This window comes from Amphritea japonica ATCC BAA-1530, assembly GCF_016592435.1.
Lineage (GTDB): Bacteria > Pseudomonadota > Gammaproteobacteria > Pseudomonadales > Balneatricaceae > Amphritea > Amphritea japonica.
Window position 1 is genome coordinate 2951850 of sequence record NZ_AP014545.1, and the last position, 20977, is coordinate 2972826.

A 20977-nucleotide genomic window follows, 5' to 3' on the forward strand; every position below is an offset into this window, starting at 1 on the left:
GAAAAATACCCGCCCTCTAACATATCCAAAAGGATGCTTTTGTGGAGTCGTTGGCCCGACAGATAAAGTTATTATTCAGCAAGAGACGAGCCACTGTCGCTTTATGTACATTGCTGATTGTCTACTGCAGCTCAATCCAGGCATTGGATCTGGGTTCTGAGCCCATCTCACCTCTGCAGCCAAACCTTGCATTAAACCCGGCCAAAATCGCGCTTGGCAGAGTGCTATTCCACGACCCAAGGCTTTCATCAGATAACAGTATCAGCTGTGCCAGTTGCCATAATCTCAGCCTGGGAGGCGCCGACACCGGCGCCATATCTTTCGGCGTTAATCAGGCAGCCGGTAGCGCAAATACACCCACAGTGTACAACAGCAGTTTAAATTTCGTTCAGTTTTGGAATGGCCGGGCCAGAGATCTCAACGAGCAGGTCAGTGGCCCGGTACACAACCCGGTAGAAATGAATAGTAACTGGCTGGAGATAATAAACCGCCTCAGCCAGGACAAACCCTTAACAGAGCAATTCAAAATAGCCTATATCGATGGCATCAGCATTGAAAACATACAAGACGCCATCATCCAGTTCGAGCATTCACTGGTTACACTCAATGCACCCTTTGATCGCTGGATTACAGGGGATTCAACCGCTCTCTCAGAAACACAGATACAGGGTTACCGCCTGTTTAAATCCTATGGCTGTATCAGTTGCCATCAAGGCAGAAATGTAGGCGGTAACATGTATGCTTACTTCGGCGCAGTGACCGATATTTCTGCCTATTTTCGCGACCGGGGAACCGCCATTAATGAAACCGATCTGGGCCGCTATACCGACACACACAACCCCGCCGACAGATACCTGTTTAAAGTGCCAAGTTTGCGACTGGCTTCCCTGACGCCCCCCTACTTTCACGACGGTTCAATCGCTCAGCTATCAGACGCCATCACCATCATGGGCCGTTTCCAGCTAGGTCGCGATATTCCAAAAGAACATGTGTCGGCAATTCAGGCATTTATTGAATCTCTGGCTGGCGAACACCCGGAGCTGGCTAAATGATCTGGTTTAAAGCCCGCCTGTATCTGACATCAATAATCGCGATAACGCTACTTGCCTGGCTTTTCTATATCGTTCAAATAGAAAGTACGCAGCCTAACCAACGACGTTCTGAAGTGCTCTTACAACAACAAGCGCTGGACAACGCTCTGGATCTGGAAGTATCGCTCATTAGTTCAATGGGCCAGCAAAACTATGACGAACTAGTCACGCTGACTACTCAACTTCAGCGTCAGGAAAACGACAATGCTGTTGCAACACTGTTTATTAACCTGCCCCCGGAACTGGAAGCTCAGCTTACTCAATACCGCACCACCCTGAAGCAACGGATTGCATTAATAGAGCAGCTTAAAACCCATGCTGCTATTGTGCGCAACGGTCTGAACTATATGCCAACGCTGCTGCATGACATCGCTGAAAATGATAACGCCAACCTCCCTCTCGCCAAAGAAATTGTTAATCAGCTATACCAGTATCATATTTTTAGAAGCGGTCTGGACGCAGCAGAGATAAAAACCAACCTTCGCCAGCTTCCTGCCAACAGCAGCACCAGCGTAAACGACCTGATATCTCATATTACTACCAATCTGAACGCCCAGACCCGGCTGACTGAACTACTCAAAACATATAAACAGATCCCAAACAGAGCGGTGTTTAACCAACTTTACAATGCCTATCTGGCCTACCGAAACAAAATAGCAAAGCAAACGGAGTACTTAAACTCAGTTCTGATCGGCCTGACCGCTACGTTAATTCTTCTGCTGACCTTTCTGTACTTACGCCTGACACGCTCTCACAGCCAAACCAATAAGGCACAAAAACGCCTTAAAGATGGTGTCGATAATATTAAAGAAGCATTCGCTCTGTTCGATGCTGATAACCAGCTCATCTTATGTAACCACACCTTTAGCAGCTACTATCCCTGGATAACTGAGCTGCTTATACCTGGCACACCTAAATCAGTCATCCAGAACGCCATCGATCAAAAATGTCATTACTCCGATGACAGCGATGCCACCCCACGTTCTCTCCAGATTTTAGAGAATGGCGACTGCTACCGATGCAGCAACAGCCCTACCAACGAAGGCGGAGAAGTCTGGGTGCGGGTCGATATGACCAAAATCCGATCGCGTGAACAGGAGCTTCGCAAGCTTTCAAGAGCACTGGAACAAAGCCCAGCGGCGGTTGTCATCACCGATATCAACGGCATTATCGAGTATATAAACCCCAAAGCCGAAGACGTAAGCGGTTATTCACTCGAGGAAGTTGAAGGAAAGCAGCCCAGCATTTTCAGTTCGGGAGACATATCTCCTGTCAATTACAGGGAGATGTGGGAGCAGATGCTGGCGGGAAAAGCCTGGCAGGGAACTTTCCTGAATCGCCGTAAGAACGGGCAGCTATACTGGGAAGCCGCAACGATATCCGCGGTCCGGAATTTCCAGGGAGACATCACTCATTTCGTCGCGGTTAAAGAGGATATTACTGAGCGACGCGCCACCGAAGAGCAGTTGCGGATGAATGCAGCGGTATTTGAAACCACCAATGAGGGGATCATGATCACCTCTCCCGATGCACAAATTATCTCAGTCAACCCTGCCTTCACTGAGATAACCGGCTACAGTTCCACAGAAGTCATTGGTAAAACGCCACAGGTATTCCAATCCGGGAAACAGAAAAAAACTTTTTACTCAGATATGTGGAAAACCCTTGAGCAAAAAGACAGCTGGTCTGGAGAGGTCTGGAATAAACGCCGGAGCGGGGAAGCTTACCCTCAGTGGCTCTCCATTGCTGCGGTCCGTAATAGCGATGGCCAGCTTGAGCAGTATGTCGCTGTCTTTTCAGATATGACTCAGCGCAAGGCTGATGAAGAAAAGATCCGACTACAAGCCAATTTTGACGCTCTTACCGGTTTACCTAACCGCATCATGCTTAAACATGAACTTCAGCGGGTCTTACAGTATTGCCAGGAACAGCAATCTGTCTGCGCACTCCTCTTTATTGATCTCGATCGTTTTAAAGCCGTAAACGACACCTTAGGCCACTCCGTTGGCGATGAGATGCTTCAGCAAGTGAGTCAACGACTGACCAGTATCATTCGTAAAGATGACCTGCTCGCCCGCTTCGGAGGCGACGAGTTTGTCATTGTGTTGCCCGATATTGCAACACCCGAGGATGCTATTCAGACGGCGGACAGAGCTATCGAAGTATTGCGGCCGCCCTTTCAGCTGGCAAATCGAACATTATATATTGGAGCAAGTGTCGGAATATCCTGCTACCCCAATGATGCCGAGAATGGTGAGGCGATGCTACGCCATGCTGATATGGCGATGTACCTGGCAAAAGACAATGGCCGTAATCAACACCAGTTTTTTAATGCCGAGATGCGCGACCGGGTTAGAAACCGCACGGACATGGAGCACTCTATGCGCCATGCAATCGAACATGAAGAGTTTGAACTCTACTATCAGCCCATCTATAACTGCATCACCCATAAAGTCACCGCAGCAGAAGCTCTCATTCGCTGGCATCACCCAGAACACGGCCTGATCAGCCCGGCAGAGTTTATTCCCCTTGCGGAAGATACCGGACTGATACAGCCGATCGGACTTTGGGTTTTCCGACAGGCTTGTGCACAATTACGCGCATGGAAAGATCAGGGCATCGGTAGCTTCGCCATCTCTGTAAACATTTCCAGCAGCCAGCGCCACCTTGGGTTCAATGCGCAGGTAGCCGCTGATATTATCAACTCAACCGGGGCAGACCCAACTAACATTATTTTTGAAATTACTGAGAGCATGTTTCTTGAAAGTTCAAGTGAAGCGATCAGTTGGCTGGATCAGCTAAAAGAATTAGGCGCACAACTGGCTATCGATGATTTTGGAACTGGTTACTCTTCGCTAAGCTATCTGAAGCAGTTTCCAATTGATAAATTAAAAATCGATCGCGCCTTTATCCGCGATCTGCCTGACAATGCGGAAGACGCCTCGCTGGTCAATGCTATTACAGCGATGTCAAAGAGTCTGGGGTTAGAGCTGATAGCTGAAGGCGTAGAAACCACCGAGCAGTTTAAATATTTACACCAGCTAGGTTGTCAGAATATACAGGGATTTCTGTTTAGCAAGCCGGTTCCGGCGGAGAAACTCCCCAATGTCATAAGGCAGATAGAGGACAACTCGTATTCAAAATCTCCTACCGACTACGTCATCTGATTTAAGCAAAAAAAAACCGCCAACAGGCGGTTTATAATAAGTTTCGCAGTTAAGCCATTATATCGATACTTTGCCCTAACGGGGATGTAGGATCGACAGCAGCCATCGCGGCACTTTCCAGCAGTTGTAACGCCATTGCACCTTGCAACTCAATATTGTCTTTGGCTTTGCCAGCAACAGCCAGGGCTACATCATTCTGTAACGAGGCTTGCTGATATGCCGAAGCGGAAGCCGCTGTAATTTCCATTGTCATACTCCTAACCGATATGAGTTATATCGGCTAACAACAGAAAACTTGAGCAATTCATCGCTCAACATCTGCTTTTTTATAGATCATTAACTTATGATAGAGTCCCGAAACCCAGTGCCTACGACGTAGCTCAAGTAACCGATCCACACACGCGATATACAAAATATGATCAGGCGCTACAATACAAAGAAAATGTATGGCTAGACGCTGCAATTCACTAAGCAACCTATCCATTAAGTATGGCGTCACTATCTTACTTATATAAACTCAGTTATACCGGCGCTGTCCGACTGCATAAGCGTCATTTAACAATCAATTATAGAGGTTATAATGATCACAGGTAGCTGTCTTTGCGGTAACGTGAAATACACCATTTCTGGTACGGTAGGGAAGATCGTTCACTGTCACTGTAATACGTGCCAAAAAGCACATGGTTCAGCATTCTCGAGTGTTGCCGCAGTAGAAGATAAGTATTTTGATATATCCGGAACTGAGCACCTGAAGTCATTCGAATCATCGAAGGGCAAAAAACGTTATTTTTGTGCCAATTGCGGTACTCAAATCTACGCCAAAAGAGAAAACACCGAACACCTGATTTTGCGCTTAGGCTCTTTGGACGATGATCCAAGAGCTGAGGAGAAAAGCCATATATGGCTATCTCAGAAGGCCTCCTGGTACAGGATAAACAACAACTTACCCGAGCATCAGGAGTTTGAATAACACTCTGTAAAGAACACTCATCAGCTCAGTTTTTGTATATTCATATCGGACCTCTGAATAAAAGACTGCAGCAATGCACTCAACCCCTGCATATCCGGAAGAACTTTCAGAATATTAATCTTTTGCTTCAACAGGCTATAGCCTTTTACTACAAAGTGTCACATTCAGCAGTTTAATCGGAACGAACGAATTGTTCGGTCACTGGTCCTATTTAATAGCCGAAGAACGATTTCAATATCACCTTCTTATTAAACTTTGTGGAGGCTCTATGTCTAAAGCAAACTCGTTTTCAGTGCTGATTACAGGGCTTTTGTTTATTCTTCCCCTATCAACCCCAATACAAGCCGAATATAGCCTTATACAAGGTGAAAAGTGGAGAGGGGTTAAAGTCGGCACTAATGCACCCCGATCGCGGGATCTGATCTGCCGTGATTCAAACTGCTTACAGATTCTTAACCAGTTCCAGATACCTACTGAGCTTCAATCACTCGGTCTCAGGAAGCTGTCGATTGAGACTTTGGCTGAAATTAAAGGCGTAAGATCTGAGAGAGATCGTTTATTCCTTCCAGATGCTGTAGGGCGTCCCATATACAGAATTAACGATCGATTTTTCAAAGAGGGGCTCGAACGGAAACACCGATAGCTTAATCAAAGAGCGGGAACGATCAAAAAAGACTGATCTGAGGAGCAGATATGCCATCAAGGCTATCATCGAGAAACATCAGGATACCATCGGAGATCGGTACCAGCTGGCGATCCAGGTAGTGCTGATAATCGATAGGGGAACGCAACAGCGATATCGGTTCAGGGCCGTTCACCGTGATCAGATATTCAATATGCATCCCGGCAGAAAAACGGTTCAGCCTTTTACTGTCGGATAACTGATCATAGAGTTTTTGTGCCGCTTGCACATGGGGAGGCCGGTTTTTACTGTATTCCTCTAGAGGGCGACGCAGACGTTTACGATACACCAACTCGTCATCCAGCTCCCCCACTTTCAGCTGCTTAACCACCTGCTTCAGATAATCTTTATAGGGCATATCGCTGAAAATCAAACGGTAGAGCTCTCGCTGTACCCGACGCGCCAATGGTGTCCAGTCAGAACGCACCGTTTCAAGTCCCTTGAAAACCAGCTCTTCACTGCCATCGGTGAAATGACGAATACCCGCATAACGCTTCTTCGTACCCTTCTCAGAATGGCGCATCGTCGGCATCAGAAAACGCCGATAGTGAGTTTCATATTCCAGTTCCAGATGGCAGGGCAAGCCAAAGCGCTGCTGTACCTCATCCTGCCACCACTGGTTAAGAAAAGCTTCCAGACGAAGCCCCTCTTCCTGAGTTTTATCCACAGGGAAATCATCTCCCAACCAGACAAACACTGAGTCGGTGTCACCATAGATCACTTTATAGCCGAATTGAGACTCAATTTTCTCTTGTGTACGGATAAGAATTTCATGCCCCCGCAGGGTAATAGAGCCTGACAGGCGCTGATCAAAGAAACGACAGACATCGGAGCCAAGCACTCCGTAAAAACTGTTCATGATGATCTTTATCGCCTGCGACAGAGGCGTATTTTTCTCAGCTTTTGCCCGATCCCTTGCCTGCCAAAGGCGTTCAATAATCCCGGGGAGTATCGCCTCTTTACGGTTGAAAATAGCATGATTAAAACCCGGTACCAGGTCATCTGGACAGCACTCAGTACCGGTACCTTCTGCCAGGGCAAAAGGGTCCACCATAAAGGTCCGTATAATACTCGGATACAGGCTTTTAAAATCCAGTACCAGTACCTGATTATAAAGTCCCGGCCGGGACTCCATCACATAGCCACCGGGAGCACCCATCTGTGATTCACCCGATGCATACACCGGCGCTACATAGCCTTTACGATGTAAACGCGGTAGGTACAGGTTATCAAAGGAGGCTGCGGAACCACCGACTTTATCCAACGGCAAACCGGTCAGTCGGCTGCGCTCAATCAGGTAATGCAACAGCTGTGCATGTTCAAATATATCCCAGACCAGCTTACAATCTTCAAGATTATATTCAGCTAACTTTCTTGGATCGGTCCGGTAGACTTGTTGAATCTCTTCCCCTTTATTAAGCCCTTCATCCTGTTGATGCCCCAGTAATTTACCCCGGTCCAGCAATTGATTAGAGACATTTTCAAGAGAGAAGCTTTCAAATTGGTACGTGGCACCTTTCAGGGTATCGATACCATCCAGCACAACCCGTCCGGCAATTCGGCAAAACCACTTACCGTTAGCCGATTGAATAACCTGTATACGGCTTCGATCCCGGCCCAGATTCAAAGGCACTTGCAGCCGCCTGGCCCGCTCATGCAATACCCGAAAATCGAAACCGACCACATTCCAGCCGATAAAAACATCCGGATCATACTGCTCAACTTCCCGAACAAACGCCTGCAACAGCGCACGCTCATCGTTAACGTATTCTAACCAGGGTTCATTTTTCCCCTCACCTACGATCAACACTTTTCTGAGCTGATCCGAGTACAGGCCAATAGAGAAGATCCGGTCAGCCCGCATGGTGGTTTCAATATCCACCGACAGCATAGTCAGCTGAGGCTCATAATTCGTCGGTTGAAGTTGTGCAGACGTTTCACTAAACCGTACCCGGGCGCTATCCTGAATAAAGCGCTCCATGAGAAAACGATCAACCGGGCGAATATCCTCCTCGATCATCGAAATAGCGTAGGTTTGCAATCGGTCAGAGAGTTGTCGATAGCCTTTGAGTGAGCGGCTGTAGAGACCGCAGACAGGTCGTTGTTGCAGATCTTTCAGGGGCAACGGTGATAGTCGCCAGTCTGTAATCGGTTCGAGCAACGGTTCGATTCGAGGGAGATCCTCTTCGAGCACGAAGAAAACCCCCTCCTGGCCAGGTACCGTGACAGGAAACGCTCCCTGATTACCTTTTAACCAGAATTGGAAGCTAATCCCGCCGGGCGTATCAAACTGCTGCCGGGTAAGAATAAAGCCGCTGGATTCAGAGGGTATATTAGATAGCACTGGCTCAGCCAAAGGGAGCAACAATTTCCAGGTCAGGGAAGCGTTGCTTTACAGCAGCTTCAGCATCGGCGGTAAATAGCAGCTTAATATTCGGTCCGGCATCCATGGTGAAATATAGTTCGATACCCTCTGCCCGCGCCTGCCAGATACTTTGCATGGCAGCCACAGAGTCCGGTTGCCAATAGAGTAACGGCGGCCAGGACGCGATCATAGTCGCGTGCATCGACAGTGCGTTTTGCTCTGCTGTTTCACCCAACAGGGTAAAATTCTGATCGGTGATCGCCTGATGTAAGCGTTGCAAATCCGCCGCTGCCTGCAAGGGCCAGCTCTGATACAGATGAGCAGTGTCCACCGTGCGGTTCATGCCGGAGCGGGAGTCCACCGCTTTCTCTCCGGTACTTACTTTGACCAGCCCGATTCGCAGGTCAGCCCAACGGCTGTCTAACGGCAGTGCAAAACTATCCATACCATCTTCACGTACCCCCATTTGCCATTCGACAAAGCCTTCATAGAGTGAACGACTGGCACTGCCGCTACCCATACGGGCAAATGCTGACAGCACTTTCAGGTCAAGATCCAGACCATAGAATCGGTCCACCGCCAGCATCAGGGCCGCAAAACCAGAGGCAGAAGATGCCAGCCCCGCAGCGGTAGGAATATTATTCGCAGTTTCGACTTTGACACAGTGTTCATCAGCACGACGAAACAGGTCAATAAACGCGATCACTTTACGTGAAAACTTATCCTCGGCTAAAAGACGTATTCCGTTGAGCCATACCTGATCCTCTTCGGCAACAGAGATTGCCGTTTTACTTCCCAGATGAGCCAGCGAAATAGAGAGACTGCTGTTAACAGGCAGATTCAGTTCTGCTTCCCGTTTACCCCAGTACTTACAAAGGGCTATATTGCTTGGGGCAAAGACTGGCTCAATAGTATCTGTGATGGGCTTGACGGATGCCGGAAGATACTGAGAAATTACGCTTTGCTTGGTGAATACAGAATTAGATGAGCTCAATGGTTACACCTTCAGCTGATACGGAAACGGGTATCTCTTCATAGGATAATGGCAGATCGACAGGTTTACCCAGAGATATCACACAATCCCCCAGGCCGGAGCCAGAAATTTTAGCCCCTGTGATCGAGGGGTTCTGACGCAGAGTATAGATAATCTCTGCCAACTTTTTATCATTGACACCCAATGCATCCATCAACCCCTGATAGATATTCATCAGTTCACCAAAACGCTGCCAGTCACTGTTATCAACCGCTGTTTCAGCTTCCTCGGTAGTCTCCCCCATTAAACGGTAGATACCACTGTACAACCAGGGATAACGCTGAGCCTTGCCTTCAACAAATTTCAAAACATCCGGGGTTTTCATCTTGTAGCCAACATAAAACAAGCTGATCTCAGGCCGCCCCTGTAACGCTTTGATCATCGGGCCTGCATCATCAGTCGCCGCAGTATATCCAACTACTCCGCCATACACGGCAGCCACAAGATCAGTTCCGGAACCCCGCCCATCCTGAACCTCATGGACAACCGCCAGTGCTTCATCAAATAGAAAATCGGCATCGACAGCCTCCCTGCCGATATAAGCCTGTAATGCGGTAACCACCGCAGCGGTAACAGCAGCAGATGAACCCAATCCCACAGTATGAGAAAACTCCGATACGATCTGCAAGTCAAAACCAGCTGGCAGTTTAACTAGCTGACGTTTAATGGCTGCCAGCACAAAACTAAGAGAAGGATCTTCAGTTAAATTATCAAGATTAGAGCTATACTGCGCCAGCGCCGAATCGATAGTGACAACCCGATCGGTACGAGGGGTCAGCATAACCGTAATATACTTATCCACAGCACAGGCCAATGCTCGCTGACCGAATAAAACCGCATGTTCACCCATTAGCATCAGACTGCCAGGGGCTGTAACCTTAATCCTCAAGACGGGCTCCTTCACTATCTTCTTCAATCGCGAAATATGAATAGCCGTACTGCGCACACAGAGTAGCCAGATCGATTGTCGGCGCATAGGCGATCAGCGCACCGGCCCCGACACCTTTTATTGAGCCAGCTCCACTGATTTTGGCCGCACCACCCAGTTGTTCCAACTCATAGATGAAGCGCTGAACCGGCTCAGGCACTACGCCAATCTGCGTTAACAATCGATGATTTTCTCTCAGTGACTCACCGGGGCTTTCACCCAGTACAATAGCTGCTGTCAGCTGTTCCGTAACCGTACTGAACGCCTGCCAGATCGAGGACTCTCCGAAACGGCGGCGTACAGAATCAACACAGTCACCGGTTCCTACTTCGGGTGTGCCACTGTGGATATAATACCAGCCATCTCCTAGCTGGAGCGATGATGACTCTACCTGCCCTTTCATCACCTGCACCAACCCACCGTAACTCACTGTCGCTGCATCAATAAGGCCACCACGCCCATGACACAATCGCTCACAGTATCGTACCCGCTGAAAAAGCTCCGGAGTATCAAGCGGCGAAGAAAAGAGTTTTTGACCAAGAGACGTAACAGCAGCACCCAGAGCAGCAGAGGAACCCATACCGGACCCAAGCGGCAACTGAGAATAGATTTCTAACGTCACACCACTGTCAGGAGAGTCTTCAGGCAAACACAGACCCAGCGCATAAAGTGCTAACTGCTGGGGTGTTTCAAGGATATCACCGGCCGTTAATTCACCTGATTCAAATAGGTTAAAACGGTGGTCAAGGCGGTTTATTAACTGGCGCAGATCAGCCCAGTTTATGTGCCCTTGCCAACCAGCTTCTGGCAGGTGCCAGCTGAGCCCATCGGTTTGAGTCTGTTGTGCGTTACATCGGATATATCGGTTGACCGCCAGAGCGATAGCCGGCGCCCCGTAAACTGCTGAGTGTTCACCACTGAGAATCAGCTTACCCGGGGCACACGCCTTCATGTAGGGAACTCCTTAGCAGGAGATATATTCACGCTTATGATGGGAGATGCCCACCAGACGGAACCGCCCGGTCGTGCCTTCGGCCTTAACATGCTCGCCGCCATCAACCGGATCTATATCATTATAAAGCTTCAGATATTCATCATATGAGACTTCGCTACGCGCCGCCAGCATCAGCTGGTGCTTATCCCCGTGCAGGTACTTCTCATACCCAGCAACGACTTTCCCGGAGAAAAACTCCGCAACACAACCGGAACCGTAACTGAAAAAACCTACCCGCTTACCGGCTAGATTGTGCTTACAATTCTCCAGCAATGATGCCAGCCCGATATACATCGATGCCGTATAGCTGTTGCCAATAATTCGGTTATATAACAGCGTATCTTCAACCTGGCGATCCAGCAGTTCTGGTGTCAGGTTACTCTTATTAACACGCGCCAGATGCTTATGGGCTTTCTGAGCCATTCGGGTAAAAGGCAGGTGATAACAGAAATGCTGCATATCGCTAAAGGCCAGCGAACTGACTTCACGGAAGTGCTCCCAGGCATATTTCAACGATTTTAGATAAATTTTAGTCGAATACTTACCATCAACCAATGCGGTTGAACGATAATTAGGCCGCCAGAAGTCCATCACGTCTTCGGTATGATTACCGACTTCAGGGTCCAGTTCGACCAGGCGAGGGTTCGCCGTAATTAACATTGCAACCGCACCACAACCCTGGGTTGCCTCACCTGAGGTATCCAGATCGTAACGAGCAACATCAGACGCAATCACCAGCACTTTCTGATTCGGCTGGCGAGCGACCAGGGCGCAGCCCATCTGAATCGCAGCGGTTGCACTATAACAAGCCTGCTTAAGCTCAACGACCCGACAATTCGGGGTGAGCCCTAATAAACGGTGAACGTAGACACCTGCAGACTTTGACTGGTCAATACCCGTCTCCGTCGCAAACATCACCGTGCTAATAGCATCAGTGCCAACCCGCTCTATCAAAGGCAGGGCAGCATTTGCAGCCATAGTCACTACATCTTCATCCGGGGCAGGCATGCCCATTTTTTCTTGCCCTATACCCTGATAATACTTTTCAGCATCGATTTCCTGAACAGTAGCCAGGTTCTTCAGATCCAAAAAGTAGTTAGAGGTGTAAAAGCTAATTTCATCAATACCGACGGACATACGTACTTAAAATCCTCAACGCTCGCCCAGAATGAGAGCCCGATTCATAAATAAACTATTCACATCCGGCATGCCCAGCAAAAACATCGCTGTGGTGAATTCACGCCGGCGCTGCTCTATCACCTGAACCACTGAATCCGCAGAATCCATCGCGGGTTTGAGGAAAGGCGCGGCCATGCCGCAGAGCGAGGCGCCGAGTATAACAGATTTAACCATATCAATCCCATCCCTGAGACCACCACTGGCGATGAAACCTGCACTATTTTGATAGGGTTGAGCCAGTTTTAATGCCTCTGGGGTTGGAATCCCCCAATCCTGGAAGCAAAGCCCCAGGTCATCGCCGCTATTCACACCACGATGATGCTCTATTCGACTCCAGGAAGTACCGCCACAGCCAGCCAGATCAAACCACTTAATACCGGCTAAAATACCGCTTTCAATATCCAGGGGAGAGAGCCCTGCCCCCACCTCTTTTAATAACACTGGCACGCTCAACCCGGCTGAGATTGCTTTAATTTTTGCCTGAAGACCCGAGAAATCAGTATCACCTTCCGGCTGGACGGCTTCCTGTAAAGGATTGAGGTGTAAATAGAGCCCATCAGCCCCTAACAGATCGACAGCCTCCTGACATTGCTGCAGAGAGAAACCATAATTCAGCTGTACCGCCCCAATATTCCCCAACAACACTGTGCTAGGCGCATATTGCCGCAACTCAAAACTCTCACGGGCCGATGACTGGGTAAACATAACCCGCTGAGACCCCACTGCCAGCGCAACACCCGTACGCTCAGCCGCTTCTGCCAGATTGCGATTAATCGTTTTAATCAGCGTATGGTCGCCACCGGTCATCGATGAAATCAGCAGTGGGAAGCTGAGCTTTTTACCGAGAAACTCGACCGATGTATCAATTTCATCCAACGCCAGATCCGGCAACGCCCGGTGACTCAATCGAATCTGATCAAAGTAACGACCATCACGATCGGTTAATGGATCATTTTCAATCGCCCGAATATGCTCAATTTTACGATCGTTGGTCTGATCAGACATCAGCGTTCCATTTTAAGGTGAGATTCCATCAACTCACCGGGATTAGTCTGAGCAGCCATCAGCGATAGCTCTCCGCAAAGAACTGTCGCGGCACAAATAGCCGCCAGGCGACGGGCATTTTCACCCGGTTTACGATCATCTTTACATCCCAGCGCTGCCAAATTCTGCTCAACGAATTCAATCCCTTTACCATTACCAACACTACCGACAATCAGATTAGGTAAGGTACAGGAAAAATACAGGTCACCATTACGTACCTCTGCATGAACAATACCCTGAGAGCCTTCAATAATATTGGCCGCATCCTGACCCGTAGCCAGATAAAAAGCCAGCAGCATGTTGGCATAATGCGCATTGGCACTGCGCAACCCACCAGCAATCATTGTACCAATCAGGTTTTTCTTAATGTTCAGGTCAACCACTTTTTCTGGTGTGGTTTTTAAACGACGTTCACATAGCTCTCGCGGAATCAGTATCTCGCTGACAACATATTTACCCCGCCCCAGAATACCATTAACAGCTGTCGCCTTTTTATCAGAGCAATAGTTAGCCGATATAGATGAATAACGAAGTTGCGGGTACTCTTTTAATAACCAGGGAATCAGCTTATCCGCAGCATTAGTCACCATATTATGACCCGACGCATCACCGGTGGTGAACTCTAGTCGCAAGTAAATTAGGTTCGCTACAATCTGACTATTCAGGGCAACCAGCTTAGCAAAGCGACTGGTCGTCGCCACTACTTCGTTCAAATCTTCCTGCCTGGATTTGATCGATTCAAGCGCTTTAAGCGCCTCCAGAGCATCATCCGCTTCCAGTAGAATAGAGCGACTCATCCGCTCGTCGATGACCGTTGTTTTTATCCCCTCTTCAGTCAGAGCCGAGATCCGGGCTCCTCGCCCCACAGAGGGCCAGAGTGGCGTTTCGTAAGTTGCCAATGGCACAGCAATTTTTTCATTAAGGACATGCCCGCTAATCTTAATAGGGCCGACTGTGCGCATAGGAATCGGGGCTTGCTGGATTTTATGGGATTTCATAATCTCTCGACACAATAAAAAAGGGCTGCCGCGATCAGAAAAGCATGATCCGCTCTGCACCCCTTCAGGAAGCTCGTATTGGTGGGGATTTTATATAGCCGCTCGATAATATGCAATTAAAGGCCTGTCAGGCTATAAATTCTGATCACCCCCGGATTTTAGTACCCAAACTGGCCACGCAAACTTGACCATCCAGATTTTTCCCGGCGATACTTAGGGTTTGATAAACCAGAACCAGCGGAAATCAGGCATATGCTCTACGCAATCAGGAATGAACAGGGACAAATTACTTCTCTGTCAACGCATCCGGTTGGAAACTCAACCGTGGCAGATATAGCCGACCCGGAAGTCGCTCATTTCCTATCGAGTAATAGCGAAGCCAGCAGCCCACAAGAGTTTCTGGAAAAATCAGACTCTGAAGTCAGCCGGATTATTGAAGACCTTATCGACCTGCTGATTTCAAAAAATACAATCCTGTTTACCGACCTTCCCGAAGCGGCTCAACAGAAGCTGCTGACGCGAAAACTAGCGCGTTCGGCATACGATAACGAGCCGGCTAAGCCCTCAATGGGAAATTTCATTTTAACCGACGACGATACTATCTAATCTGAACTTTCCAGACATCGGCATAACCGCTCAGGCTCCGACGTCTGTTTCATGCTTCAACTGCGCCATCGAGCGGATCATCTCGGCACAACGATCGGATAGAGAAAGGTAGCGCTTCTGCTGACGCAGACTCAAAGCACCGTAATTAATACTGTATAGCGCATTATCACACTGCAGTAGCAACTCATGGCGCTCAGGCCCTGGATGACGGGCTTGCTCCAGCGCAGTCTGCACCAGATTCAGCGTCAGGCTGGGATTATTTGGCAATATACCATCGGCACGCACAAAAAAGCCCAAGGCTTTACGATACTCTTTCTTACGGTAAGCCAGCATCCCCTGAAGGTTTAATTTCCCCCACTCCAGGGCAGCGCTATCCCGATTAACCTGTTGCTTCATCGATTGCGCATCTGACTCAACAGAAGTACCTTCCATTCCTTCCAGAAATGGTTCAACCCATTCTGCTTTTTCGGTCAGCTCTAAGCCGCAAAAAAGGTCATACGCATTACGGGCGGCCAAATTAGCCCGGTCAGAAGCCCCTGACCGACGGTAAGCCTGCGCCGCCAACAAACGGGATTTAAACTGCACAATGGGCTCACCAGGGAACGCCAACACCACATCTTCGAGAGCACGTATCGCTTGTTCTTCAATCTCTCGATCAAAGTTATCCCGCGCCAGTAAAGCAGCCACCAGGCTGAAGTAATAATCTTCTGATTGAAAACAGCTATTGCGGGCATAACGAATAGCGTTGTTATACGCTTCTACTGCAACATTCCATTCTTGATTCTGCCCCGCCAAACTACCAAGAACACCCTGTAGCTCAGGCACCGTAGATTGCAGCATTATCGCTTTACGCAGCAGCCCAATCGCTTCACCCCGCTCTCCCAGTGCTTTGTATGTTCGAGCTAACCAGGTATAAGCCTCAACACAAAAATGAGATTCATCTATGACATGTTGCAACGCATCCCGGGCACTCAGGTAATGGCCCAGATGGCACAAAGACATTCCCAGACCCACTCTGGCCCAGGGCTGGTCTCGCTGAGCAACAATCGTTTCGAACAGGTGTACAGCTTCGGAGTACAAGCCTAGCTCGAGTAAAATAATCCCCCGCAGTCGCTGGATATACATATGCAGCCCTGGGTATCCCTGAGCCATTTTGCCACACATCTCTAGCGCCGCTTGTAGTTCCCCCTGATCCATCAGTTCTTCCAGCGGCAGCAGCACCTCTCTAATCCGCATAATCTTTTCAATGCGAAAGCGTAGCTTAGATTCAGCGTAGGGCTTTGATATATAGGTATCGGGGGAGCTATCCAATGAGCCAAACAAAAGTTTAGACCGCTCCGGATCAACAATAAGGGTAAAGATGGTAGAGAACTTGCGGACGCCTTCTGCTGTTGCCTCTTGTATCAGTTGCAGCCCATTCTTATGGTCCTTGCCCTGATCAAACACTACAAAGCAGAGATCAAACGACAGCTCCCGCAACAACACCAGAGCCATATTGACGGAGGAAGCGACCTGAATGTCAGGCACCCCCATATTCCCCAGGATCATCTTGAGTTCAGCAAGATCTTCCAGGCGATTATCAACAATCAGTACTTTCTTATCTGAGTAGTTGATTTCCATAAACTCTACATTTGGGAATGAATATCAAAGTATCATATAAATCAGACTATTATCAAAGCCACAGCCACGGGATTAGGCCACAAAAAAACCCCGTTATGGTGACATAACGGGGTTTTTTTTATCGATAGAGCCAACAAAGCCTGACTTATGAAAGATCGCGACCTTTGCCCGCTTCGATACGCATGCGCAGCGCATTCAATTTAATGAAACCCGCAGCATCTTTCTGATCATACGAACCCGCATCATCTTCAAACGTCGCAATGCTTTCATCAAACAGCGTATCTTCAGAACGACGACCCACAACAATCACGTTGCCTTTGTATAGCTTCAGACGAACATCGCCATTCACATACCGCTGGGATTCATCGATCATCTGCTGAAGCATCTTACGCTCTTCGGACCACCAGAAACCATTATAGATAACTTTCGCATAACGCGGCATCAGCTCGTCTTTCAGATGCGCCGCTTCACGATCCAGAGTGATAGACTCAATTGCACGATGCGCGCGCAACATGATGGTGCCCCCTGGGGTTTCATAGCAGCCCCGGGACTTCATGCCTACAAAACGGTTTTCAACGATATCTAAACGACCAATGCCATTTTCGCCACCGACCTTATTCAGGTACTCAAGCACCGTCGCAGGGCTCATAGCCTTACCGTCGATCGCTACAATATCACCCTTCTCGTAAGTCAGATCCATGTAGGTCGCTTGATCAGGAGCTTCTTCAGGTGACACAGACCAGCGCCACATATCATCTTCAGCTTCAGCCCATGGATCTTCCAGAATATCGCCCTCGTAGGAGATATGCAGAAGGTTAGCATCCATAGAATAAGGTGATTTCTTCTTTTTATTAGAGAAGTCGACCGGAATATCATGCTCTTCGCAATACTTCATCAACGTTTCACGGGAGGTCAGGTCCCATTCACGCCATGGCGCAATAACCGCCACGCCCGGCTTAAGCGCGTATGCACCCAGCTCGAAACGAATCTGATCATTTCCTTTGCCCGTCGCACCATGAGAGATCGCATCAGCACCCGTCTCATTAGCAATCTCAATCAGGCGCTTAGCAATCAGTGGACGCGCTATAGAGGTACCCAGCAGGTACTCGCCTTCATAGATAGTGTTCGCACGGAACATAGGGAAAACGAAGTCACGGACAAATTCTTCCCGCAAATCTTCGATATAGATCTCTTTAACACCCAGCGCTTCAGCTTTCGCACGGGCTGGTTCTACTTCTTCACCCTGACCCAGGTCAGCAGTAAAAGTAACAACTTCACAGTTATAAGTATCCTGCAACCAGCGTACGATCACAGAAGTATCAAGGCCGCCGGAATAGGCCAGCACAACCTTTTTGATATCAGACATATAGAGAGGCTCCAAACGCAAAATCAGCCCCGTAGAGAGCGACATAGCCTCTAGCGGACACACAAAATCAGAAAGGGCGCAATTGTACCATGATTACGCCAGAGTTACAGAGGGTTATATACAGGCTTTATGGATAAAAGACGGGACGATTAATCCCGGTCTAAGCGTATGGTCACACGACGACTCCGCTCACGGGTGGCACGATCATTCTTTTGTGCCACGGGGTAGCGTTCACCGTGATATCGGGTGGTGATCATATCCGGATTCACGCCCTTCTTTTCCAGATAATCAGCCACGACTTCCGCGCGCTTTTTGGATAGATCCCGGTTCGCCAGTCGACGCCCCTGAGCATCAGAGTGACCATCGACATAAACCGAGTTCACAGTCTCATCATTGTTAACATAGATCGCAATCAGATCAAGCCGCGCCTTAGTGGAATCAGACAACCGCCATTGCGCTGAGGGGAACAGCACCGCCGTACGCGCTATTTGGCGATAATTAACCGGCAATAGCTCTGTGATACAGTCTGAATACGCTGCATAGGCTGGAGGAAAATTAGCTGCCGATAGCCCTATACGAACAGACTCACCGGTTTCAGCCCAGTTCTGAGCCAGAAAAGTAGGCTTTCTCCCCCGATACAGGCTAGCCAGCATCTGCTGAGAGTATCCTGTCGGCACAGCAATCGACCCATTAGCAGCAAAGGTAACCTTGCCAATCTGCCGGGTCGCTATACCTGGTTGCCAGGGGGACGCCTCCTCCAGCAACTGCACACTGCCCTTCAAACCATGCCCCTGCATCGGCTTCAAAATAAAGCGAACGGTCTCCCCGGCTTCATGATTAAACTCTCCTTCACCAAACAAGGGAATTACCTGAGATAAACGACAGCTGAATTTTGAGGCCTCCAGTTCCCACTTAGATTGCTCGATAGACGCAGCATAACCGACCGCAAATACAGGCAGGGACATCACTGAAAGCAACACTAAAATGGCAACGCGCATATACAACCGACATCCATCTGAAATTAAGAGAATAGAATAAGCACTTCGGCCTTCCTCTAAAGGCCTGCACTGTATCGGCACAGAGACGACAAGCTTTAGAAAGATGCATACGCTCTGTGGAGTACCTGCAAGCAATAAAACAGCTATATGCACGAAAGATAGCTTCGAAAATTATCCGGACCTTTGCAAATACTATGACAAAACAAATGGCTATTTTAGTGCTGACCCACCCCCAAACTTTAACACTTTATGAATAAGCTGACTGACTCTTGCTTAGGTAATTGTTAAAACCCACTCAAGTCTTTACACTTGAGCACAGCTAAATCACATATCTTGGCCGATATAAACGGCCACTAAGGACCTGCATTGAACAGAAGCGCACAGTACCAGCACCCAATGTCTAACCGTTTTCGGGGCTACCTACCCGTTGTCATCGATGTAGAGACTGCCGGATTTAATGCCCAGACAGACGCTCTGCTGGAAATTGCAGCTGTCACCCTGACAATGGATGACGACGGCAACCTCCTGATAGATGAAAGCTATGAATTCAACGTCGAGCCCTTCGAAGGCGCCAACCTTGAAAAAGCCGCTTTGGACTTTACTGGAATTGACCCGTACAACCCGTTACGGGGCGCTATCCCTGAAGCAGAAGCGATGGAAAAAATATTCAAACCTATTCGAAAAGCGGTCAAAGCACACAGCTGCAAACGCGCAATTTTAGTAGGTCACAACGCCTCTTTTGATCACGGCTTCGTAACAGCTGCATCTGAACGCTGCGATATCAAACGCAACCCGTTTCATCCTTTTTCAACGTTTGATACTGCCACGCTGGCCGGCCTGGCCGTAGGCCATACCGTACTGGCAAAATCTTGCGACCTGGCTGATATCGACTTTGATGGAAACCAAGCCCACTCCGCCTTGTACGACACCATGAAAACTGCTGAGCTTTTCTGCATGATCGTGAACCGCTGGAAAGACCTGGGCGGCTGGCAGATGATGGAAGACCGGTACGAATAGTAAAATCCGAGCCTCGCTGCGCGACTAACTATGGGTTAGACGCGACTGCGTCCTTGCCAGTAAAGAAAAAGCAGACCAAACGCATAAGCGATACGCGTTGCTCAAAATTTTTAGCCCACACACAACCAGCAAAACAGTTTTTATTGCAGGAGCGGCTTTCAGCCGCGAATCAACTCGTCTAGTACTGCTCGCGGCTGGAAGCCGCTCCTACCGACATAAAGCGAGCTCTTCCGGGCCACGAGTAACATCCATCAGACACAAAAAAACGCGCCAAAGGCGCGTTTTTTTATCTAACAGCTACTCTTCAATATTACAAAGAGTCAGCGTTCTCGCTCAGGTAAGCAGCTACGCCTGCAGGCGACGCATCCATACCTTTGTCACCTTCAGTCCAGCCAGCCGGGCAAACTTCGCCGTTAGCCTGGTGGAATGCAAGCGCATCAACCATACGCAACATTTCGTCAACGTTACGACCCAATGGCAGATCGTTAACTACCTGGTGACGAACCTGACCATCTTCATCAATCAGGAATGAACCACGGAAAGCCATGCCGCCTTCAGATTCAACATCATAAGCCTGACAGATGCTGTGAGTCATATCAGCAACCAGCGTGTAATTAACCGGACCGATACCACCCTGGTCAATAGGGGTGTTACGCCAAGCGTTGTGAGAGAAATGAGAATCGATAGAAACACCGATCACTTCAACATTACGCTTTTTGAACTCTTCAATGCGGTGATCAAAAGCCAGCAGCTCAGAAGGACATACAAATGTAAAATCCAATGGGTAGAAGAATACTACAGCCTTCTTACCTTTAGTCGCTTCGGACAAAGTATATGCATCAACAATATCGCCATTACCCAGTACCGCTGCAGCGGTAAAATCCGGAGCCTGCTTACCTACTAATACGCCCATTTTCTA

17 protein-coding genes are annotated in these 20977 nt (G+C 48.6%); 5 read left to right on the forward strand and 12 right to left on the reverse strand.

Annotation, left to right across the window (positions count from 1 at the left end; genetic code table 11):
* The first annotated feature begins 41 nt into the window (after positions 1-41).
* Together AMJAP_RS13610 and AMJAP_RS13615 are read left to right on the forward strand one after the other, a co-directional pair.
* Entirely contained in the window at positions 42-1052 is a 1011-nt protein-coding gene (locus AMJAP_RS13610; protein WP_019619990.1) for a cytochrome-c peroxidase, read from the forward strand.
* Positions 1049-4258 (forward strand): EAL domain-containing protein, encoded by a 3210-nt coding sequence (locus tag AMJAP_RS13615; protein ID WP_019619989.1) that lies wholly within the window; start codon positions 1049-1051, stop codon positions 4256-4258. Before AMJAP_RS13610 ends, AMJAP_RS13615 begins: the two co-directional genes overlap by 4 nt.
* Positions 4259-4307: 49 nt before the next feature.
* Here the strand turns inward: AMJAP_RS13615 and AMJAP_RS13620 are convergent, their stop codons facing one another.
* The gene (locus tag AMJAP_RS13620) at positions 4308-4505 is read right to left on the reverse strand and encodes a putative motility protein (protein WP_019619988.1); all 198 of its coding nucleotides are present in this window, start codon (positions 4503-4505) and stop codon (positions 4308-4310) included.
* A gap of 333 nt (positions 4506-4838) precedes the next feature.
* Here AMJAP_RS13620 and AMJAP_RS13625 point away from each other — a divergent pair, with 333 nt between their 5' ends.
* Entirely contained in the window at positions 4839-5228 is a 390-nt protein-coding gene (locus AMJAP_RS13625) for a GFA family protein (RefSeq protein ID WP_019619987.1), read from the forward strand.
* A 665-nt stretch (positions 5229-5893) separates the two neighbouring features.
* On the opposite strand, the gene AMJAP_RS13630 is transcribed toward AMJAP_RS13625, so the two are convergent.
* From AMJAP_RS13630 to AMJAP_RS13660, 7 genes are read right to left on the reverse strand one after another with little or no spacing between them, the layout of a single operon-like run.
* Positions 5894-8254, reverse strand: a complete 2361-nt coding sequence (locus tag AMJAP_RS13630; RefSeq protein ID WP_026339923.1) for a DNA polymerase II — start codon at positions 8252-8254, stop codon at positions 5894-5896.
* A gap of 4 nt (positions 8255-8258) precedes the next feature.
* Complete coding sequence (mvaD, locus tag AMJAP_RS13635; protein ID WP_019619984.1) at positions 8259-9269, reverse strand: diphosphomevalonate decarboxylase; 1011 nt, start codon at positions 9267-9269, stop codon at positions 8259-8261.
* Positions 9256-10197 (reverse strand): mevalonate kinase, encoded by a 942-nt coding sequence (gene mvk / locus AMJAP_RS13640; protein WP_019619983.1) that lies wholly within the window; start codon positions 10195-10197, stop codon positions 9256-9258. Before mvk ends, mvaD begins: the two co-directional genes overlap by 14 nt.
* Entirely contained in the window at positions 10187-11188 is a 1002-nt protein-coding gene (locus AMJAP_RS13645) for a mevalonate kinase family protein (protein ID WP_019619982.1), read from the reverse strand. Before AMJAP_RS13645 ends, mvk begins: the two co-directional genes overlap by 11 nt.
* A gap of 12 nt (positions 11189-11200) precedes the next feature.
* On the reverse strand, positions 11201-12367 hold the full coding sequence (locus AMJAP_RS13650) for a hydroxymethylglutaryl-CoA synthase (RefSeq protein ID WP_019619981.1): 1167 nt from the start codon (positions 12365-12367) through the stop codon (positions 11201-11203).
* A 15-nt stretch (positions 12368-12382) separates the two neighbouring features.
* Positions 12383-13414 (reverse strand): type 2 isopentenyl-diphosphate Delta-isomerase, encoded by a 1032-nt coding sequence (gene fni / locus AMJAP_RS13655; RefSeq protein ID WP_019619980.1) that lies wholly within the window; start codon positions 13412-13414, stop codon positions 12383-12385.
* Entirely contained in the window at positions 13414-14451 is a 1038-nt protein-coding gene (locus AMJAP_RS13660) for a hydroxymethylglutaryl-CoA reductase (RefSeq protein WP_019619979.1), read from the reverse strand. The genes fni and AMJAP_RS13660 overlap by 1 nt, the downstream gene beginning before the upstream one ends.
* 252 nt (positions 14452-14703) lie before the next feature.
* On the opposite strand from AMJAP_RS13660, the gene AMJAP_RS13665 reads away from it, so the two are divergent.
* Positions 14704-15057, forward strand: a complete 354-nt coding sequence (locus AMJAP_RS13665; protein WP_019619978.1) for a hypothetical protein — start codon at positions 14704-14706, stop codon at positions 15055-15057.
* A gap of 30 nt (positions 15058-15087) precedes the next feature.
* On the opposite strand, the gene AMJAP_RS13670 is transcribed toward AMJAP_RS13665, so the two are convergent.
* The 3 genes from AMJAP_RS13670 to AMJAP_RS13680 all read right to left on the reverse strand — a co-directional run bounded on the left by AMJAP_RS13670 (position 15088) and on the right by AMJAP_RS13680 (position 19041).
* Entirely contained in the window at positions 15088-16677 is a 1590-nt protein-coding gene (locus AMJAP_RS13670; RefSeq protein ID WP_019619977.1) for a tetratricopeptide repeat protein, read from the reverse strand.
* Between the two features lie 145 nt (positions 16678-16822).
* Positions 16823-18043 carry an argininosuccinate synthase gene (locus AMJAP_RS13675; RefSeq protein WP_026339922.1) on the reverse strand — a complete coding sequence of 407 codons (1221 nt, stop codon included), beginning with the start codon at positions 18041-18043 and terminating at the stop codon, positions 16823-16825.
* Between the two features lie 149 nt (positions 18044-18192).
* Positions 18193-19041, reverse strand: a complete 849-nt coding sequence (locus AMJAP_RS13680; protein ID WP_019619975.1) for a flagellar protein MotY — start codon at positions 19039-19041, stop codon at positions 18193-18195.
* 396 nt (positions 19042-19437) lie between these two features.
* Between AMJAP_RS13680 and rnt the strand changes: the two genes are divergently transcribed.
* Complete coding sequence (gene rnt, locus AMJAP_RS13685) at positions 19438-20058, forward strand: ribonuclease T (protein ID WP_019619974.1); 621 nt, start codon at positions 19438-19440, stop codon at positions 20056-20058.
* Positions 20059-20368: 310 nt separating this feature from the next.
* Here the strand turns inward: rnt and AMJAP_RS13690 are convergent, their stop codons facing one another.
* On the reverse strand, positions 20369-20971 hold the full coding sequence (locus AMJAP_RS13690; RefSeq protein WP_019619973.1) for a peroxiredoxin: 603 nt from the start codon (positions 20969-20971) through the stop codon (positions 20369-20371).
* Between the last annotated feature and the right edge of the window lie 6 nt (positions 20972-20977).